General features: G+C 62.4%; 18 protein-coding genes and 2 pseudogenes. 10 read left to right on the top strand and 10 right to left on the bottom strand.

The window, feature by feature from the left end; genetic code table 11:
- Positions 1-9: 9 nt before the first annotated feature.
- Together E0L37_RS03525 and E0L37_RS21740 are read right to left on the bottom strand one after the other, a co-directional pair.
- The gene (locus E0L37_RS03525) at positions 10-360 is read right to left on the bottom strand and encodes a VOC family protein (RefSeq protein WP_133490413.1); all 351 of its coding nucleotides are present in this window, start codon (positions 358-360) and stop codon (positions 10-12) included.
- An 83-nt stretch (positions 361-443) separates the two neighbouring features.
- Positions 444-533: pseudogene (locus E0L37_RS21740) on the bottom strand (RidA family protein); the annotation flags it as partial.
- 59 nt (positions 534-592) lie between these two features.
- Here E0L37_RS21740 and E0L37_RS21900 point away from each other — a divergent pair.
- A pseudogene (locus E0L37_RS21900) lies at positions 593-754 on the top strand (TetR/AcrR family transcriptional regulator); the annotation flags it as partial.
- Between the two features lie 57 nt (positions 755-811).
- Here E0L37_RS21900 and E0L37_RS21500 read toward each other — a convergent pair.
- The gene (locus E0L37_RS21500) at positions 812-1,387 is read right to left on the bottom strand and encodes a hypothetical protein (protein ID WP_166642989.1); all 576 of its coding nucleotides are present in this window, start codon (positions 1,385-1,387) and stop codon (positions 812-814) included.
- Between the two features lie 71 nt (positions 1,388-1,458).
- Entirely contained in the window at positions 1,459-2,508 is a 1,050-nt protein-coding gene (locus tag E0L37_RS03510; protein ID WP_133490412.1) for an NAD(P)-dependent alcohol dehydrogenase, read from the bottom strand.
- Positions 2,509-2,662: 154 nt separating this feature from the next.
- On the opposite strand from E0L37_RS03510, the gene E0L37_RS03505 reads away from it, so the two are divergent.
- Positions 2,663-3,586, top strand: coding sequence for a LysR family transcriptional regulator (locus E0L37_RS03505; protein ID WP_133490411.1), 924 nt, complete (start codon positions 2,663-2,665; stop codon positions 3,584-3,586).
- A gap of 256 nt (positions 3,587-3,842) precedes the next feature.
- The gene (locus tag E0L37_RS03500) at positions 3,843-5,087 is read left to right on the top strand and encodes an FAD-binding oxidoreductase (RefSeq protein ID WP_133490410.1); all 1,245 of its coding nucleotides are present in this window, start codon (positions 3,843-3,845) and stop codon (positions 5,085-5,087) included.
- Positions 5,088-5,148: 61 nt separating this feature from the next.
- Here E0L37_RS03500 and E0L37_RS03495 read toward each other — a convergent pair whose 3' ends face one another.
- The gene (locus E0L37_RS03495; RefSeq protein ID WP_133490409.1) at positions 5,149-6,975 is read right to left on the bottom strand and encodes a hypothetical protein; all 1,827 of its coding nucleotides are present in this window, start codon (positions 6,973-6,975) and stop codon (positions 5,149-5,151) included.
- A 200-nt stretch (positions 6,976-7,175) separates the two neighbouring features.
- On the opposite strand from E0L37_RS03495, the gene E0L37_RS03490 reads away from it, so the two are divergent.
- The 4 genes from E0L37_RS03490 to E0L37_RS03475 all read left to right on the top strand — a co-directional run bounded on the left by E0L37_RS03490 (position 7,176) and on the right by E0L37_RS03475 (position 10,407).
- Positions 7,176-7,607: a PadR family transcriptional regulator gene (locus E0L37_RS03490; RefSeq protein WP_205655574.1), complete on the top strand. Its 432-nt coding sequence runs from the start codon at positions 7,176-7,178 to the stop codon at positions 7,605-7,607.
- Positions 7,608-7,713: 106 nt separating this feature from the next.
- Positions 7,714-8,892, top strand: coding sequence for an MFS transporter (locus E0L37_RS03485; RefSeq protein WP_133490408.1), 1,179 nt, complete (start codon positions 7,714-7,716; stop codon positions 8,890-8,892).
- Positions 8,870-9,619, top strand: coding sequence for an arsenical resistance protein ArsH (gene arsH / locus E0L37_RS03480; protein WP_133490407.1), 750 nt, complete (start codon positions 8,870-8,872; stop codon positions 9,617-9,619). The genes E0L37_RS03485 and arsH overlap by 23 nt, the downstream gene beginning before the upstream one ends.
- An 11-nt stretch (positions 9,620-9,630) precedes the next feature.
- Entirely contained in the window at positions 9,631-10,407 is a 777-nt protein-coding gene (locus tag E0L37_RS03475) for a metallophosphoesterase (RefSeq protein WP_133490406.1), read from the top strand.
- 126 nt (positions 10,408-10,533) lie between these two features.
- Here E0L37_RS03475 and E0L37_RS03470 read toward each other — a convergent pair whose 3' ends face one another.
- The 4 genes from E0L37_RS03470 to E0L37_RS03455 form a co-directional block, all read right to left on the bottom strand.
- Positions 10,534-11,085: a YdeI/OmpD-associated family protein gene (locus tag E0L37_RS03470; RefSeq protein ID WP_097058988.1), complete on the bottom strand. Its 552-nt coding sequence runs from the start codon at positions 11,083-11,085 to the stop codon at positions 10,534-10,536.
- 73 nt (positions 11,086-11,158) lie between these two features.
- A complete protein-coding gene (gene map, locus E0L37_RS03465; RefSeq protein WP_133490405.1) occupies positions 11,159-11,917 on the bottom strand; it encodes a type I methionyl aminopeptidase in 759 nt (252 codons plus the stop codon).
- A gap of 194 nt (positions 11,918-12,111) precedes the next feature.
- Complete coding sequence (locus E0L37_RS03460; protein ID WP_097058990.1) at positions 12,112-12,504, bottom strand: VOC family protein; 393 nt, start codon at positions 12,502-12,504, stop codon at positions 12,112-12,114.
- Positions 12,505-12,839: 335 nt separating this feature from the next.
- Positions 12,840-13,370 carry a GNAT family N-acetyltransferase gene (locus E0L37_RS03455; RefSeq protein ID WP_133490404.1) on the bottom strand — a complete coding sequence of 177 codons (531 nt, stop codon included), beginning with the start codon at positions 13,368-13,370 and terminating at the stop codon, positions 12,840-12,842.
- 363 nt (positions 13,371-13,733) lie between these two features.
- On the opposite strand from E0L37_RS03455, the gene E0L37_RS03450 reads away from it, so the two are divergent.
- The 3 genes from E0L37_RS03450 (at position 13,734) to E0L37_RS03440 (ending at position 17,138) form a co-directional block, all read left to right on the top strand.
- Positions 13,734-15,365 (top strand): SEL1-like repeat protein, encoded by a 1,632-nt coding sequence (locus E0L37_RS03450; RefSeq protein ID WP_133490403.1) that lies wholly within the window; start codon positions 13,734-13,736, stop codon positions 15,363-15,365.
- Positions 15,366-15,520: 155 nt separating this feature from the next.
- On the top strand, positions 15,521-15,886 hold the full coding sequence (locus E0L37_RS03445) for a helix-turn-helix domain-containing protein (protein WP_133490402.1): 366 nt from the start codon (positions 15,521-15,523) through the stop codon (positions 15,884-15,886).
- On the top strand, positions 15,876-17,138 hold the full coding sequence (locus tag E0L37_RS03440; protein ID WP_133490401.1) for a type II toxin-antitoxin system HipA family toxin: 1,263 nt from the start codon (positions 15,876-15,878) through the stop codon (positions 17,136-17,138). Before E0L37_RS03445 ends, E0L37_RS03440 begins: the two co-directional genes overlap by 11 nt.
- 18 nt (positions 17,139-17,156) lie before the next feature.
- On the opposite strand, the gene lldD is transcribed toward E0L37_RS03440, so the two are convergent.
- Positions 17,157-18,299, bottom strand: coding sequence for an FMN-dependent L-lactate dehydrogenase LldD (gene lldD / locus E0L37_RS03435; protein WP_133490665.1), 1,143 nt, complete (start codon positions 18,297-18,299; stop codon positions 17,157-17,159).

Below are 18,299 nucleotides of genomic sequence, written 5' to 3'. Positions count from 1 at the left end.
GCCCCGCCGTCACTCATGTTGGAGAACGTTGATCAGCTTGCCAAAAGGGTCACGGACATAGAACCGCCGCACACCCCAGGGTTCGCTGACAGGACCGTACTCCACCGGGATATCCGCTGCCTTGAAGCGCGCCAGCGCCGCCTCGACATCATCAACCTCAATGGAGAGATCAGGCACCGGAGTCCCCGAACCGCCCTCCGAGGCAAAGCTCATCTGAACCCTCATCGTCTGATCCGAACCATAGGTCTGAAACCAGCCGTGGTCCATCAGCCGTTCAAGGCCAAGTATGTCGCCATAGAAGGCCTCGGCCTTCTCAACATCCGATGTGGCGATGTTGGCCATGATGCGTTTGACTTGCATAGTTCACCTCGACTTTGGCGCAGCCGCGTGCCAGTTCCCGTGCGTTTACCCATGGGATGATAACTCAGCCCCCCACTAGTTGTTCAATCACTCCGGGGAAGGCGTGCGATGACCTTGATCTCAAAATCAAAGCCCGCCAGCCAGTGCACGCCTACCGTGGTCCAGTTCGGATAAGACACAAAAAACCCGGGCCAAGTTGGTTCGAGCGGTGATCGACCAGATCGACAACGAAATGCTTGAACGGATGCACGTCGCTCAGAAACACGCCACCAATCCATGGGAAGGGTTGTCGCAGGAAAGCGTCGCCGGTATCGAGATGGCACTGGAGCCGGAAATCCAGCGCATCATGCTGTTGGAGGGGCCGGCGGTACCGGGCGATCCTTCGCAATGCCCCAACCAGACCGCCCGCCTGAAGTGGCCGGGCGAACAACGCAGCGGGCTTTCCACAAACCTAGATGCGCACCTCCACAACCAGAATGTCGGTTCCGTAAAACGCCCTCATTTCATCCAGGAAGCAGGGAGCGAATGCCTCCCCGAAGGCGTTCCAGAGGGTGATCGCCACATTGCTGAACGCCCACGGCGGTTCCGTGCCGCCACGGTCTGTCCGATATTCGGTAATATGGAATGTCTTCGCGCAATTCCGGCATTGCGGAGAATCGTCTTTTCTCTCATACCAGGCCGCGATGCCATCCGCCGCGTCCCATCCCATGTCATGCCCGCATTCCGGGCAAACAAAGTAGAGGTCGGCGCCCTCCATGGGATGGAAGACCCGGCGGCGGCCATGATGCAGTTCCAGACCATGGGTCAGCAGGGTGTGCTCCAAACTGTCCGGCCGTGGCTCTTCATCGAAGATCCGTGATATCTCCGGCAGAAACCGGTAGCCCGGTTCACCCAGGGTGCAGTCGGACAGCGTATTTTCCACCATGCCTCTTTTCTGGAACCAGTAAAGGATCTCCTTCACCTTGGCATGATCGTCGGGATAGTCCCCCTTATGGACCGGCACGATGTGAGTGCAGTTGTCACTCACCGCTTCCTCCCTGCTTCAAGGCGACGTTGTCGCGGCCAGTGTAGCAGAAACAAACGGCCGGCCCGGGTCGATCAGAGGGCCAGTGAGGCGTTGTCGATGACGAAGCGATACTTCACATCACCAGCGAGCATTCGCTCGTAGGCCCCGTTGATGTCTTCGGCACGGATCATTTCAATATCCGCGACGATGCCGTGCTCGGCACAGAAATCCAGCATCTCCTGGGTCTCGGGAATACCACCGATCATCGAGCCGGCAATACCTCGGCGCTTGGCGATCAGATTCATCACCTGAGGCGAAGGGTGCGCGGAAGCCGGCGCCCCGACCAGTGCCATGGTGCCATCCCGTTTGAGCAGCGCCATGAAGGCATCCAGATCGTGTGGGGCGGCCACGGTGTTCAGGATGAAGTCCAGGCGTTTGCTCTGGGCCGCCATCTCTTCCGCGTCACGTGACACCACCACTTCATCGGCACCCAGCGCCAAAGCCGCGTCCCGTTTGGATTCTGAGGTGGTGAACGCCACCACATGGGCGCCCATGGCGTGCGCCAGCTTGATGCCCATATGGCCCAAGCCACCGATACCGACCACACCCACTTTATCTCCCCGGCCCACCTGCCAATGGCGCAGCGGTGAGTAAGTGGTGATCCCCGCGCACAGCAGCGGCGCCACCGCCGCCAGCTGCGGTTCAGGGTGGCGAATACGCAAGACATAGCGTTGATGAACCACGATATGCTGGGAATAACCGCCCAGGGTGTGGCCCGGTGCATCCGGCGTCGGGAAATTGTAGGTTCCAATCATATGGTCGCAGTAATTTTCCAGACCGTCATCGCACTCCCCGCAGTGCTGGCAGCTGTCAACGATACAGCCGACGCCCACCAGATCACCCTCCTGGAAACCGGTAACACCGCTACCCACCGCGGCGACCCGGCCGACGATCTCATGCCCCGGCACACAGGGATAAAGCGTGCCGGCCCATTCGGAGCGCGCCTGATGAATATCGGAATGGCACACGCCGCAATAAGCGATGTCGATCTGGACATCGTGCTTTCCCGGAGTACGGCGAGTAATCTCCATCGGCTCCAGAGGACGGTCCCCGGCATGGGCCCCATACGCTTTGGTCATCATCGCATCACTCCTGACTATTCGGATAGATATGGCATCGTGAGAGTTCGACGAGCTTTCAACGGCCCGGATTGTCCGCAAAGACCGCGGCCTTGACTATCTAATGAATTCTTAATGAGTATATAAGTTTTACTAATCAATGATTAAGGAGCGGACCATGCCCCGGCGCAATCTGAATGACCTGTATGCGTTCGTCATGGTAGCGCGGGAAGGCAGCTTTACCCGTGCCGCGGCACGCCTGGGGGTGACTCAGTCCGCCCTCAGCCAGACCATCCGCAATCTCGAGACACAGTTGGATATTCGCCTGCTGACACGAACCACACGCAGTGTGTCGGCCACGGCAGCCGGCGAGCGCTTGCTGCGAACCCTCGGGTTCCGCTTCGATGAAATCGAGGCGGAACTGGACGCCCTTACCGAGCTGCGCGACAAACCGGCGGGAACGGTACGCATTACTTGTGTGGACGATGTGCTGCGCACCGTCCTGTTGCCCAAGCTAACCCCTCTGCTGCGCGAGTATCCGGACATTGCCGTGGAATTTGATGTGAACTATGGATTCCGGGACATCGTCGCGGATCGCTTCGATGCCGGCGTGCGGCTGGGCGAATCCATTGACAAGGATATGATCGCGGTTCCCATAGGCCCCGAGATGAGGATGGCGGCGGCGGCATCAGCGGATTACTTTGATCGTCATCCACCACCGCGAACGCCGCATGACCTTACCGATCACCATTGCATCAACCTGCGGTTTCCGACACACGGCGGCTTTTATGTCTGGGAGTTCGAACGCGAGGGGCGCGCACTGAACGTTCGTGTGGACGGCCAAGTGGCCTTCAACAGCTCGCCCCCTATCGTGGATGCCGCACTCCGGGGACTCGGCATTGCCTTTCTGCCCGAACAGGAATTCTATCCGCACCTGGAGAGCCGCCGTCTGCTCAAAGTCCTGGAGGACTGGTGTCCTCCCTTCGCCGGCTACCACCTTTACTACCCCAGCCGCCGGCAGCCGTCACCGGCATTCTCGCTCGTCGTCGACGCGCTGCGTGTGCGCGGCCCGGTTGACCGGCATCGCCCTACCCGACAATGACCGCTGCAATGATCTCTTTGCTGTCGAAGACACCGGTAACGACAGCGATACCGTGTGAACAGGCAACAGGAAAGAAAGTCATGACCGCTACAATAGCCCGGCCGGACGAATATCGCGGATGAGATAGTCAAACCATCTTGCCTTTTGCGCCGATCAAACGCACGCTCCCGATATCCCCTTCCACACCGATGCGGTGGGGAAAGGCGGGACGGAACAACCCAGGGGGTCGGACGCCAGAGGAGAGGGAGAAGTAACCATGTCGCGCGATATTCTGGTCCTGGGAGCCGGCATGGTCGGCGTATCCGTCGCCTGGCACCTGCTTGAACGCGGCCACCAGGTGACGCTGGTCGACCGCAATCAGCCGGGCCGGGAAACGTCGTTCGGCAACGCCGGCATCATCCAGCGCGAAGCCGTGCGTCCCTATCGTTTCCCAAGAGACCTGACCACCTTGATCCGGGTGCTGCCCAATCGTCAGATCGATATCCGGTACCGGCCCTCCGGCATGGTTCAGGCCGCCGGGCCGCTGTTTCAGTATTGGCGCAACTCAGAGCCGGAGCGCTATGCTCGCATCGTGCCCGAGTACGCCGCTCTGATCCGCCATGCTCTGGAGGCACATGCGCCGATGATCGAGGCGGCTGGCGCCGAAGCACTGATTCGCCGGGACGGCTATCTGGAAGTGTTTCGCAGCACCGAAGCCCTGGAGCGGGAGTGCCAACAGGCACGGAGCGACGCGGAACACCATGGCGTCACCCATCGTGTCCTCGATGGCGCCACCCTCGCCACGCTGGAACCGGATCTTGCTCCCGGCCTCGCCGGCGCCATCCACTGGACCCAGCCTTGGACCGTCATGGACCCCGGTGCTCTGGTCGCCGCCTATGCCGCTGACTTTCGACAACGAGGCGGCCACTTCGTCCAGGCCCCATTGCGTGCCTTGTCGCGTCACCGTGGCGGCTGGCAGGCGATCGCCGGTGAAGAGACATTGACCGCCGAGCAAGTGGTGCTGGCACTCGGCCCCTGGTCCTCACAATGGTTGTCGCGACAAGGACTATCGGTCCCGCTGTTCGTTAAACGAGGCTACCACATGCACTATGGCGCGAAGGAGCAGACCCGCCTTCGCCACTGGATCATGGACGCCGAGATTGGTTACCTGCTGGCGCCGATGCGCGCTGGCATCCGGCTCACCACCGGCGCCGAGCTGGCCCGCCACGATGCCGGGCCTCGTTACCAACAACTGGCCGCCGCCGAAGCCGTGGCCCGTCAGCTTTTTCCTCTCGGTGAGCGCCTTGATCCGCGTCCCTGGATGGGCGCCCGCCCCTGCACCCCGGACATGAAGCCGGTGATCGGACCAGCCCCGGATTTACCCGGGCTCTGGCTGGCTTTCGGCCATGGCCATCAGGGCTTTACGCTCGGGCCGATCACCGGAAAACTGATCGCGCGGATGCTGGACGGCGAGACTCCGGACGTGGATATGACGCCTTATCGGGCGGACCGGTTCCGATGACCGGGCACCGGCGTCCCATACTTCGCTGGCACACTTACACGCCCATGCCTTCCCGCGGGTTTCAATCCTCAAGCGAGATGTCGAACGAATAGCTGGCGTGGGAACTGGGGCCTTTGTCGATAAACAGAAAGCCCGCCGGCTCATCGTAGAAATGATAGGCACGCCGAGGCCACCCTTGATCGAACGAATGACGGATCTCGGTGATTTTTTTCAGATAACCTCCCTCCGAGTCCCGGCCAAGCACCAACGCGGGGATATGATTATCCGCCGCCGCCGGACCGAACAGCACTTGTTTCCCATGCATTTCATAGCCTTCGGGCAAGTCATCGACGGCAACCCAGCGTACGTCGATGTCTGGCAGCAGCAATACATCCAGTTTTCCACGGACGCGCACCGGGGGCCGTTCGAAACGGTCCGGGTGATACTCAATCCGATTGACGGTGAACCTCACTGGCCCCTCCCTGTCCTCAGGGTCGAACCGGTAAACAGGCTCATCGTTCTTATCCAGAAAAACCAGCTCCTCGACATGATCGAAGCGGTCAAAGTTGGACACCAGACGGTTGCTCATCTGTTCCGGGAAATGGAAATACAGCTTATCCGCTATTGGATCCGGCAAGTCCTGATCCGCCCCCTCTTTGAACTCGACCTGAATGAGCTCGTCCAGCGACGCGGGGTCCGCCTCCAGCGGCTGGTCCAGTTCCCAGTCGCTGGCGGTGTGATCGTACACCCGGGCCCGCACACCAAGGGAACGTGGCTCGGCCTGGTTGTCCGGCACATCAAACTGTACCGATGTCAGATCCAGCGGCACGGTCAGCGTTGTCTCACCGGAAAGCCCTGGCAGCAGCACTTTCACCTGCTTCACCGTGCCACTGAACGCCACCTCCACAAACAACTGCCTATCCACACCCTCAAACATGGCCTTCCGCTGCGCCTGCATGCGCTGCTCCATGGCCTCCTTGTCCTTCAGTTCGCCGGATTCCGCCGCGTCGATCAGCTGGTCCAGCATCTCGATGATCAGGGTATCGTCACCGGCCGGCCCTTTCCCTGTGCTGCTGCTCGACAACAGGCGACCGGTGCTGTCACTGGCCTCCACCTCAATCTGATTGAACCTGTCTTCCGCCTCGGCAAGCGCCATATCTTCCGGCACCTTGAACAGCAACCGAACCCGATGCCCTTCGACTTCTTCCAAGGTGATGCGCCACCCGGACAACTCCTGATGGTCGCCCACATCGGAGGCTGAGAAATCAACTTCCGGCAGTGTTTCCGGCACGGTCAGGATCATCTCGCCACGTGCCCGTGCTATCGGTGACGGTGGTGGCGGCACCTGACCAATGGGCAGGTTTTCGTGTTTTTTCACCTGGGTGGTGAAACGCTTATATGAGGTATTCCACAACGCCACCGGAATCAGATTGCTTTGATCGGTGAACGGGTCCCGCTCCACCACCGGCAGTTCGGTGCCATCCGCCAACACCACCTGCTCCCAGTTGACCCTGAGATCAAAGGGATACGCGAACGGGAGCTCGAGTTGCGCTTCCTCGGGACGGTAGCGCGGATCATGGGTCAGCAGCACGCCGGCGGCCAACTGATCGGCCATGTCCTTCGTGTCTTTATAATCATCCAGGATCGCGTAGGGCGAGGTGCTATATTGCACCTCCTCTGGCGGCTCCCGGCGCTCCAGGTCCCCTTCCCGTATCCAGAACATGACATCGGCCATCGACGCCAATGCTTGTTTGACGTCCTGATCGGCCAGGGCTTCGATCCGTGCCTGATACTCCGCCTTCTGTTCTTCCAGTTCCCGCCTTTGCTCTTCGAGGGTTTTCTCTGAACACCCTGCCGATAACACCGCAAGAAACGGCAACACAAAAAACAACAACGTCACTCTGCGCATAAACAACCCCGGCAATGGCAAACATCCCTATCGCGGCCAATATCACCTGCGAACTCTCCGATTGGTCATTATCCTACCCTACAAGGACGTTACCCTCGTGCGGATACCCGCTCGGACGCCGAGGAGACAGCCCACCCGAACGCTGATGAGGGCTGCCCTCCTCTTTACACATCGATCATCGAGGTATAAAGTCCGTAGTCATGAATTCAGCAACCAGATCGTCCCGGGTTCGGCAAGCACCGGACTACGGCGACCCCAGCTACTGGCACGGCACGATCAAGATGTCGTTGTCCAAGTTCTTCGTGCTCAGCGTGCTGCACCGCAAACCCATGCATGGTTACGAAGTAGTGCAGGCGGTAGAGAAAAGCACCAATGGTTGCTGCAGCCCCTCCGAGGGCACCGTATACCCAATGCTCAATGAGTTCGAAGCGGGTGGCTTCTTGTCCTCTTCGGCACAGGTGGTGCAAGGCCGCTCCCGCAAAGTGTACGAGTTGACGGACAAGGGCCGGGAAGCCTTTCAGGTGGCGGTTGATGCTTGGCTGGATGCCACCGACTGCATCGTCGCCAGCAAGCTGGCGGCGGAAAGCACCGCAAAGGAAAACACAGAAAAAAAAGGACGGCAAAAGGCATGACCTTTTTTTTGCTCATATACATCGATGATCGATGCATTGACCATGGAGGCCTCCATGATCAATGCATCGTTGCATCAACGGTTCCAATGCCTCGGAGAGTCCAGCCATGAACGGGCAGCGACGAGTCGTTCTGGTGTTGGGGATAACGCAAACCCTGGCTTGGGGTTCCACCTACTATCTGCCCGCCATCCTGGCGGAGCCCATGGCAACAGAACTGGGGATTTCCACAGGAACGGTTTTTGGTGCCTTCTCGATGGCTCTAATCCTGACTGCGTTTCTTGGCCCCACGGCGGGCCATCGTATTGATCGCCACGGTGGGCGAAGCCTGCTTGCCACATCCAATGTACTGTTCGCCGCGGGGCTATTCGCCCTGGGTCTGGCCCAGGGCCCCGCCACGCTCTGGCTCGCCTGGGCGATCATTGGCATTGGCATGGCGATCGGGCTGTACGAAGCCGCCTTCGCCACCCTGACCAGTCTTTACGGGCAAAAGGCGCGCGGCCCTATCACTGGCATCACTTTGATGGCGGGTTTCGCCAGCACGGTATGTTGGCCGGTCACTGGTTGGCTGGATGTCGAGTTCGGCTGGCGGGTGGCTTGCTTTACCTGGGCTGCCGCGCACTTGTTTGTCGGTTTACCTCTGAATTGCCTGTTGCTGCCCGCGCGCTTTCAAGGCCACAGCCATTACAGCGACCCTGCACTCCCCAGGCCAACAACGAACCGTTTTGCCATGCCATTGCTGGCGCTGGTCTTCGCCATCACCTGGGTTTTGAGCACCGCCATGGCGGCGCACCTGCCACGACTGCTCCAGGAAACGGGGCTTACCGCCGCTGCCGCCATCGCTCTTGCGATACTGGTGGGGCCAGCCCAGGTAGCGGCCCGCTTCCTGGAGTTTGCTCTGCTGCGACCTTTTCACCCCATGGTTTCCGCAACCTTGGCCAGTGCCGCCCACCCGCTGGGCGCAATGGCGTTGCTGATTTTCGGTGCACCGGCGGCGGCACTGTTCACACTGCTGCACGGCGCCGGCAACGGCATCCTGACTATCGCCAAAGGTACTTTACCTCTGGCTATCTTCGGTCCCCAAGGCTATGGCCGGCGTCAGGGATGGCTGATGGCGCCGGCTCGTTTCAGCCAGGCGTTCGCACCGTTCCTCTTCGCTCTACTGCTTGAGCGGTTCGGCAGCGGCGCGCTGGTTGTATCCATCGCACTTGGAGGGATGGCCCTGGGTGCGCTTACCCTGCTCCAACATTTGACGAGGCATGACCATGAGACAACGCACACTCCCTGATCCCGACACTCTTCCCGCTCTTGACCAACGTTTCGCCCAGCCGCACCCGGCGGCGGCGCTGGGCAGTACCGCCGGGCACCCACCTCGTATTCTGCTGCTTTATGGCTCACTGCGGGAGCATTCCTACTCCCGTCTGGTAGTGGAAGAAGCGGCCCGTCTGTTGCGCTTCATGGGCGCCGAGCCACGCATCTTCGACCCCACTGACCTGCCGTTGCCGGATCAGGTCGCCGGCGACAACCACCCCGCCGTTCAAGAGTTGAGGGAACTGGCCCTATGGTCCGAAGGACAGGTCTGGTGCAGCCCCGAGCGACACGGCCAGATCACCGGAGTCATGAAGGCACAAATCGATCATTTACCGTTGGAGATGGCCGGTATTCGTCCCACACAAGGTCGGACTCTGGCTGTGATGCAAGTCAGCGGTGGATCGCAATCCTTCAACGCGGTCAATACGCTCAGGCAGTTGGGTCGCTGGATGCGTATGTTCACCATCCCCAATCAATCCAGTGTGCCCAAGGCGTTTCAGGAATTTGACGCCGGCGGGCGTATGCTGGCCTCCCCACTGTATGAACGCATTGTTGACGTCATGGAAGAACTGGTCCGCTTCACACGCCTGCTGCGCCCCCATGTTGACGCGCTCACCGATCGTTATTCCGAGCGCAAGGCTCTTGCCGGACCCACCCTGGACAGCGGCACCGACCTTTCCTCCATCGCCATCCGGCCGCAATAGAGGACTCGGCGATGAGTAGACAAAAACTCCTCTGGATCACCGATCTGCACCTGGCGGGTCCCGGTTCCCCATCACCGCAAGACGTCGATCCATTGCTACGGCTCAAAGCCGTTTTGCGAGACTTGCGGGATCATCACACCGACGCGGACCGTCTTATTCTCACCGGAGATCTGGCGCAGTCCGGCGGCGTCGAAGACTATAAATTGCTACGGGACGTCCTGGATGATTTCCCCGTCCCCTATCGATTACTAGTGGGTAATCACGACCACCGCGACAACCTTCGCAAGGTCTTCCCCGACACCATTGCTATCGAGGGCTTCCTGCAATCCAGTGAGCCACTGGGGGACTCCCGGTTGATCTATCTGGACACGCAAGCGCAAGACGGGCACCACGGAGAAGTCTGCCCCGCCCGGCTGGCCTGGCTGGAAACGGAGCTGCATGACGCAGGCAGCAAACCCGCGTTGATTTTCATGCACCATCCACCCATGACCATTGGTGTGCCACCTCTGGATCGGCTGCGGCTAAGGGATCCTGATCACGGGCTCTATCACCTGTTACTCGGCCGATCCGCACCGACCCAGCTGTTATTCGGTCACCTGCACCGCAACGTCAGTGGTCTGTGGGCGGGGCATCCCTTCACCGGCCTGGAAAGCACGCACCTGCCGCTGGCATTCGACATGGCCGGCGACCGCTTGTCGCGTTTTCCAGGGCCACCGGCTTATGGTGTGATCCTGGTGGAGAACGGAAACATAGTGGTCAACGCGGTGCAAAGACACGGCAAACTGTAGGGCATGACGAACGGCTTTCCCCTAAGCAAGCGATCGCTGTCAAGGTAGCGGCCGAGGCACATTGCCCCCACTTCCACTCATCGGCTGGCGCCAATACCACGGGCTCTGGAGCAATATCCGCTAGAGCTAGTCCGCCGCCTCCGGGGCCCGGATCGCCTTGCTGTAAAAGCCCGAAGGATCAAAACAGCAGACCCGCTTTTTACCCGAGGCCAGCATGTCGCAGGCGTCATTAATCCGCTTGGCACGGGTCTTGACCTGCTTGGCGGTGGTAATCCAATGAATCCAGTCCACGCGGGCCAGCGTGGTGGTGGCTTCCCATATCTCCCGGGCCTCCGGCGCGGCTTGGAGAGCCTCCCGCAAATCCATCGGGACCTCCGGTTCCGGCTCCCGCGCCACCGGACTGATTTCGAACCGGACGACATCACCAAAGGTGGTACCGGACGTTTCCATCAGGGGCTGACCGATACGAAGCCAATGGCTCTTGCGGCCGTCGGGCTCCAGCAAGACCTGGAACGCGTGGCCGTTCAGCGTGCCATCCACCGAGGTACGGCCCCGTCTGGGCAGCTTTGTGCTGACCTCCCGGGGCAACACCACGAAAGCCCAAGGTTCGCTGTCACCTTGCTTTTTGGGGCAAAGCAATCGTGCTTCGAATTGAGACTTCGTATTTTCCACAAGCATTATCCGTCTCCAACGCTCCGGTCTCTGATGACCTACAGTTCGGGCCGGGGGCATCCCGCCGGATGCCGTATCGTCAATGCCGTTTTTCGGACAGCGTGGCGATAATGGGAGCCCCTTTGGTGACGATAACGGTATGTTCGAACTGCGCGGAAAGATTGTCCGGATGCCCCACCAGAGTCCACCCGTCCTCCGCCTCTGTCACCAGTGTGCTGCGGGTGGACAGAAACGGCTCGATGGCGATGACCTGACCGAGCTGTAATCGGCGGGTATCGCGGCGATCATAGTAGCCCACGATGTCCTCCGGCTCCTCGTGCAGCGTTCGCCCGACACCATGACCGGCCAGATTCTTGATCACCTTGAAACGATGCGACTTCGCGGTATGTTGAATCGCTTTGCCGATGCGATTGATGGGAGCACCGGCTCGTGCTTCGCCCAAGGCGCGTTTCAAAGCCAGCCGGGTGGCATGACACAAGCGTGTCTTGAGCATCGACCCCGGCGGAACAACCATGGTGCCACCGGTATCCGCGAAATAGCCACCCAGTTCAGCGGATACATCGACGTTCACAATATCCCCGGCCTGAATCACCCTCTGCCCGGGAATACCATGCGCCGCTTCCTCATTGACGCTGATGCAGGTGGCGCCGGGAAAATCATACGTCACCCTCGGTGCCGACCTGGCGCCATACTGCTCCAGCAGCTGCTCTCCCAGCTTATCCAGTTCCGCGGTCGTCATGCCCGGTTCAACCGCATCGAGCATGGCATCACGCACTCTGGCGACAACGCGCCCGGTGTTCAGCACCCCATCGATATCGTTCTGGCCTTCCACGGTCATAGGTTCACCTTTGATCGGTTACAGCTCGCAGTTATTGCCGTTCGCCACATTGAGGACACACCATCCATGCCGGCCCATCAAAGCCGCCCCTCCTGACCCAAAGCAAGGCCTGGATAACCACACGGTCACACATCACAGGCACCCAGGCCCCGCCCAAGGGATCCATGCGTGTCCTCAGACGGGGGACTGGAGATTTACTGGACCCGATGAATCGCGCAGAGCTTGTTGCCGTCGGGATCGCGGACATAAGCCAGATGCATGGCGCCCATGCTGCCTTCACGCAGGCCCGGCGGATCCTCGATCGGCTTGCCGCCCTGAGCCACCGCCACATCATAGAATTCCTTTACCTGCTCGGGCGAATCGCACTTGAAGCCGATGGTGCCGCCGTTGGCGCAGGTCGCCTCTTCGTCGTTGATCGGTTCACTGATGGCAAAGGTGCTGCCATCGTGGATATAGAACAGCCGGACGTGGCCGGAAGGCGCCACGTTGCGAAACGGCTCGCGCGCGCCGAGTACACCGAGCACCGCGTCATAGAAGCTCTTGGAACGCTCGATGTCGTTGGAACCGATCATGATGTGGTTGAACATGGTTGCTCTCCTTCTACGGTTTGTCGTTATGTCTTATTCACCCAGCCCTTCAGCAAACAGGGCCCGTATCGCTCCAGGCCTCTTTTATCGCCGCCCGCCCACCTGCCAAACCTTCCCGGCATCACGCCGGATCACGCCAGTGGCGGCCCTCCCGTATTGGCTTGGGACTGAAGGCCGGATAGGCCAGGAAGGCACGGCGAAGCGTTATATTCACCCGCCCATGATCCGGCGGCAACCCGCCTTTTCGCATCGCCGCGCCGCCAACCACAGGCCAGTGCCGAACGATAGGCTTTGCTCGTGACGTTGATTGCCTCTCTCCATTCCACCCCAAGCGTTCACGTGAGGGCATGGAGCAGATGAATATCGTCCGGCTCCCGCTGATACAAGGCTTCATCCGGCTGCTCGCATAACCGGCAGCCCAGTCTCATGTAAAAGTCCACGGTATTACGTGACGGCGTCGCTGAAACGTAGAGCGCACCAGCCTCCACCCGCCGGGCCCGGGCGACGGCAAGACGGAACAGATGGGCGCCGAGACCACGGCGGCGATAAGCGTGGCTGAGGTGGAGGAACGTCAGTTGCAGCCATTCGCCCGCCGGGCCAAAGCGGCACGAATCGAGCACCACCGCGCCGATCAGGCGGCCCTGGTCGAACAGTCCAAGGAACCAACCACCACGGTCAAAACAATCGAGCAGGATCGGCGTGAAGTGCTCGGCCTCGCCCTCTGGCCAACCGCTCATGTCGTAGAACTCGGGACGAAGCACCAGTTCGCCGCCCTTGAGGGCATAGATCTCTTCGATCACCTCTCTGCGGTCGATCCCCCAGACCAGGCCGACCTCATCCCGACACAACAATCGCTCGTCAATCATCGTGGTTTCCCTACGCTCAGGCTGCACACAGGAACGAAACCGCGCCCCTGTGTCCATGACCTCTGATGGTCAAGGATAGCCAGGCGGTCGGATCAGTCCTCTCCCAATACGGACGGCGAGCGTCCTTGCAAGTGGGCATCCGAATCGTACAGAAACAGAATCGATAACACGATGCCACAACCCAACCATGTGCCCGAACCCGGTTTTGCTTTTTGCCTGCTCCCAAACCAGCGATATCCGGCGCGCCCGGTCCAGCGTGAGACGCAGCTCCCATTCAAAGCGCGTCCGGATGCCGTGTAGGGTTGCGTTATGGCGTCCACGCCTCAAGATTCAGGGCTCGCACCGGCCAAGAGTTTCATTTTCATGTCCGACCATCCGATTCTGTCCATCACCGACGTCGCCACCCCCGAGGCCTACCCCGCCATCACCGCCGCCGCCCTGAGTGGCGAATGGCCGGCGCTCACCGAGCGCCTGAAGCGCACCGCCGCGGACTACCGCCGCGCGCCCTCCCTGCACACGCTGCTGCAACTGGAAGGCACGCTGCATGCCATCCTCCGCGCGCCGCGCGACACCCTCGATACCTGGGCGGAGACGGAACCCGACAACCCCTGGCCCAGGCTCGCCCAAGGCATGGCGGACACCTACGCCGGCATCGACGCCCGGGGCGAAGAGACCGCCGACCAGCTCACCGACGCCCAATGGGAGCAGGTGGTGACATCGCTGAACCGCGCCCGTGCACCGCTGACCCGCGCCCTGGAGCTGGGCGCGCAGCCCGGCCCGGCGCTGGCCGCCCTCGGCCAGGCCGCCACGATCCTGGGCGTATCCGAAGAGGAACACCAACAACTACTGGCGCAGCTGGCCGAGGCCGACCCGAACTGGCTACCCGCCTGGTCCACCGCCCTGGCCCGCAGCGAAGCCCGCTGGGGCGGCAGCCTGGCGCACATGGGCGAAGTGGTCAGGCTGGCCGAACACGCCATCACCGCCCCCGAGCTACACCAGATCCTCACCGCCGAGTACTGGTGGTGGCGCGCCAACCGCGCCGCCACCATTGACGGCGACCTGGTCACCGCCCGCGGGCACTTGCGCGCCGGCCTGGAAGACTGCCCGCCTGGGCGCATGCGCGCCGCCCTGCTGGTGTTGGAAGCACAAATCCTGGCCTCCCTGGACGCCCCCGCCCTGGAAATCGCCGAAGGCTGGCAGGCCGCCGTGGACGCCGCCCCGGACGACTCCACACATCAGTTCGACCTCGGCCTGGCCTGGGTCAACGCCGGCGACATCGAGCGGGCCACCGCCGTGCTGAGCCGCCTGGCGGAACGGCCCGGCCCGGAGGGCCTGGAAGCGGCCAACTGGCTGGGGCGGTGCCTGGCCCGAGGCCGGCGTGGCTTTCCACAAGACCGCGCGGCGGCGGAGCGCTGGTTCCGCTTTGCCGCCGAAAAGGGGCCGGACGGCAAACTCAACCTGGCCGAACTCCAACTGGAAGACGACCCGCACTCCGAGCAGGCCCTGGCCCTGTGCCGCACCGCCATCGCCGAAGGCAACGGCTTCGGCGCCCTGCCCCTGGCCCGGGCTCTCCTGACCCAAGGCGAGCAGGCCGAAGCCAAAGCCCTGCTCAGCGACGTCCCCGTCGACTTCACTGCCTGTAAATACGCCCTGGCCCGCGGCCTGGACGAAGGCTGGTTCGGCACGCCCGATCCGCGCGCCGCGCTCGAGGTCAGCAACACCGTGCTGCCCCAAGTGTTCGACCCGTACCTCTCCGTACTGCACATGACCCTGCTCAGCGCCCAAGGCAATTGGGACGCCGCCCGCGACCACGGCCACTGGCTGCTGGAGGTAACCGCCGAGGGCCAACTCGACCTGCCCGACCCGCTGCCCGACGAAGTCCGGCGGCTGCTGAGCGAAATTCCCAAGCCCGGCCTGGGTGGGTTGCTGAAGCGGACGTTCAGTAAGGATCGGCTGCGGATGGAAGTGGAATCACCGGACTTGTGGGCCATCTGAGTCCGGGGTCAACTCAAGCACCTTGATCGGTAAAACGCACAAAACATCTCTTTATGTACATTTATGAGCACATAAGGCATAGAGATGTTCTTGACGAATCACAAGGAACGCCATAACGTACATTTAACGCCACTTTGTACGTTTTAGTGATCAAAATGCCCCGGACAGTCGATTCTCCCGTTTATCAAAAGGCCCAGATTCTCGATGCCCTGCGCGACACCGGCGCCCTGATCGCCGAGGCCCGCAAGGCGCGCGGCTGGTCCCAGACCGACCTGGGCGCGCGCCTGGGCAAGGTGGACCGGCGGCACGTGAGCGCCCTGGAAAAAGGCGACCCGAAGGTCGACGTCGGCCTGGTGGTGGCGGCCCTGTGGCTGCTTGACCTGCCCCTGCTGGCGACCCTGCCCGAACCGGGCCAGCCCACCCCAAAAGGGTATTACCGGGTCGCCGAGAACCGCGCCGGCGCGCGCCGCCCCACCAGCCGGCGCCGATTCCGACCCCAGGACGTCGACAATGATTTCTGATCGCGCCTACCTCTGGCGCTTTCCACCGGGGCAGGCGGAACCGGTGGTGTGCGGCGTGGTCGCCTGGGACGGCGCCGAATACGTGTTCCGCTACGGCAAAAGCTACCTGGCCCGGCCGGATGCCATCCCGCTCTCGATCCCCGGCCGCCCCCTGGGCGAGCTCACCGGCGAGCCCTACGTCCTCGACCACGAGCTTAGCGGCGCCGTGCGCGACGCGGCGCCGGACGCCTGGGGCCGGCGCATCATCCAGCGGGAAATCGCGAAAACCCTAGACCCCACCGGCGAGGCCCCTTACCGCCTCGAAGGCGAACTCGGGGAGATTGATTACCTGCTCGGCGCCGGCGCCGATCGCATTGGCGCCCTGGACGCCACCGACCGACCGGACGCCTACGCGCCCCGCGCCAAGCCGATCCGCCCGCTGGCGGACGCCCTGGAAGCGGCGGAACTAATGGAACGCGGCCAGGAACTGGATGACGACCTGGACGCCGCCCTGAACCACGGCACCAGCATCGGCGGCGCCCGGCCCAAGGTGCTGTTCCGGCGCGGCAAGTCCTGGCTGGTCGCCAAATTCAGCTCCAGCCGGGACACCCTCAACATGATCGCCGCGGAAAGCGGCGCCATGCGGCTCGCCGCCAAAGCCGGCCTGAACGTGGCGGACACCCGGGTGCCGGAAGTCTCCGGCAAGGACGTGCTGCTGGTCCGCCGCTTCGACCGCGACACCAACGCGGCCGGCCACCCGACCCGCCGCCACATGCTCAGCGCCATGACCCTGCTGGACCTGGACGAATACGCCGTCCGCAGCGGCGAAGCCAGCTACCTGGAACTAGCCGACGTGCTGCGCCAATACGCCCGGGACTTCGAACGGGACGGCCGGGAGCTGTTCCGGCGCATGGTCTTCAACATACTGATCGGCAACACCGACGACCACGCCCGCAACCACGCCTGCTTCTGGGACGGCACCGCCCTCGACCTCACCCCCGGCTACGACATCTGCCCCCAGCCCCGGCTGGGCTACTCGGCGGACCTGGCCATGACCGTCGGCCACCAGGGCCGCGCCGCCACGCTCCACAACGCCCTCAGCCAGGCGGAGCGGTTTGGTCTGAACGAACGGGAAGCCACCGAATGCGTCGACGCTATGAAGCAGGTGGTGGAGACCCACTGGAAGGCGCTGTTTTCAGCGGTGGGGATGGAAGCCGGGGATATCGAGTACCTGGCGAAGGCGACGATCCTGTCGCCTTCGATTTTGGATTAGGCGCCACGGCACCAGAATTCAATCGCCAGCTCGCACCAGACTCTCCCTCGAAATCTCCCCAACCGCCCGCGCCCCGGTGAGCGTCATCGCCACCTTCATCTCGCTGGCGATCAGGTCCAGCACATGGGCCACGCCCTGCTCGCCGGCGGCGGCGAGGGCGTAGACGAAGGCGCGGCCCAGCAGCACGCCGTCCGCGCCCTGGGCGAGCAGGCGGACCACGTCCAGGCCGGAGCGGACGCCGGAATCCGCCAGGATCGTCAGGTCGCCCTGCACCGCGTCGGCGATGGCCGGCAGCGCCCGGGCAGAGGAGAGCACGCCATCGAGCTGGCGCCCGCCGTGGTTGGAGACGACGATGCCGTCCGCGCCGAACCGCACCGCCTCGCGGGCGTCCTCCGGGTCGAGAATGCCCTTGAGCACCATCGAGCCCTTCCAGAACTCACGAATCCATTCCAGATCCCGCCAGCCGATGGACGGATCGAAGTTCTCGCCCAGCCAGCCGATGCAATCCTCCAGGTTAATGCGATAGCCCAGATAGGCCGACACATTGCCCAGATCGTGCGGCCGCCCGCGCAGGCCCACGTCCCACGCCCAGCGCGGGTGCGTCACCGCCTGCAGCATGCGCCACCAGGCCGCGAACGGCCCGGACATCCCCGAATGCCGATCGCGATAACGCGCCCCCGGCACCGGCATATCCACCGTGAACACCAGAGTCCGCACCCCCGCCGCCCAGGCCCGCTCCAACGCGTTCTTCATGAACCCGCGGTCGCGCAGCACATACAGCTGAAACCACATCGGCCGCGTCATCGCCGGCCGCACCTCCTCGATGGGACACACCGACACCGACGACAACGTAAACGGCACGCCCCGCGACGCCGCCGCCCGCGCCGCCTGCACCTCGCCCCGCCGCGCATACATACCGGTGAGCCCCACCGGCGCCAACGCCACCGGCAGGCTCACCGCCTCCCCGAACAGCCGCGCCGACAGATCCACCTCCCCCACTTCCTTCAACACCCGCTGCCGCAACGCCAGATCGCGCAGATCCGCCACATTGCGCGCCAGGGTGTGCTCGTCGTACGCGCCCCCGTCGATGTAGTGGAACAGGAACGGCGGCAGGCGGCGTTTGGCGGCGAGGCGGTAATCGTGGGTGGAGGAGATGATCAT

This window comes from Alcanivorax sp. 24 (assembly GCF_004360225.1).
Lineage (GTDB): Bacteria > Pseudomonadota > Gammaproteobacteria > Pseudomonadales > Alcanivoracaceae > Alloalcanivorax > Alloalcanivorax xiamenensis.
This window is presented reverse-complemented; position numbering and strand designations above follow the sequence as displayed.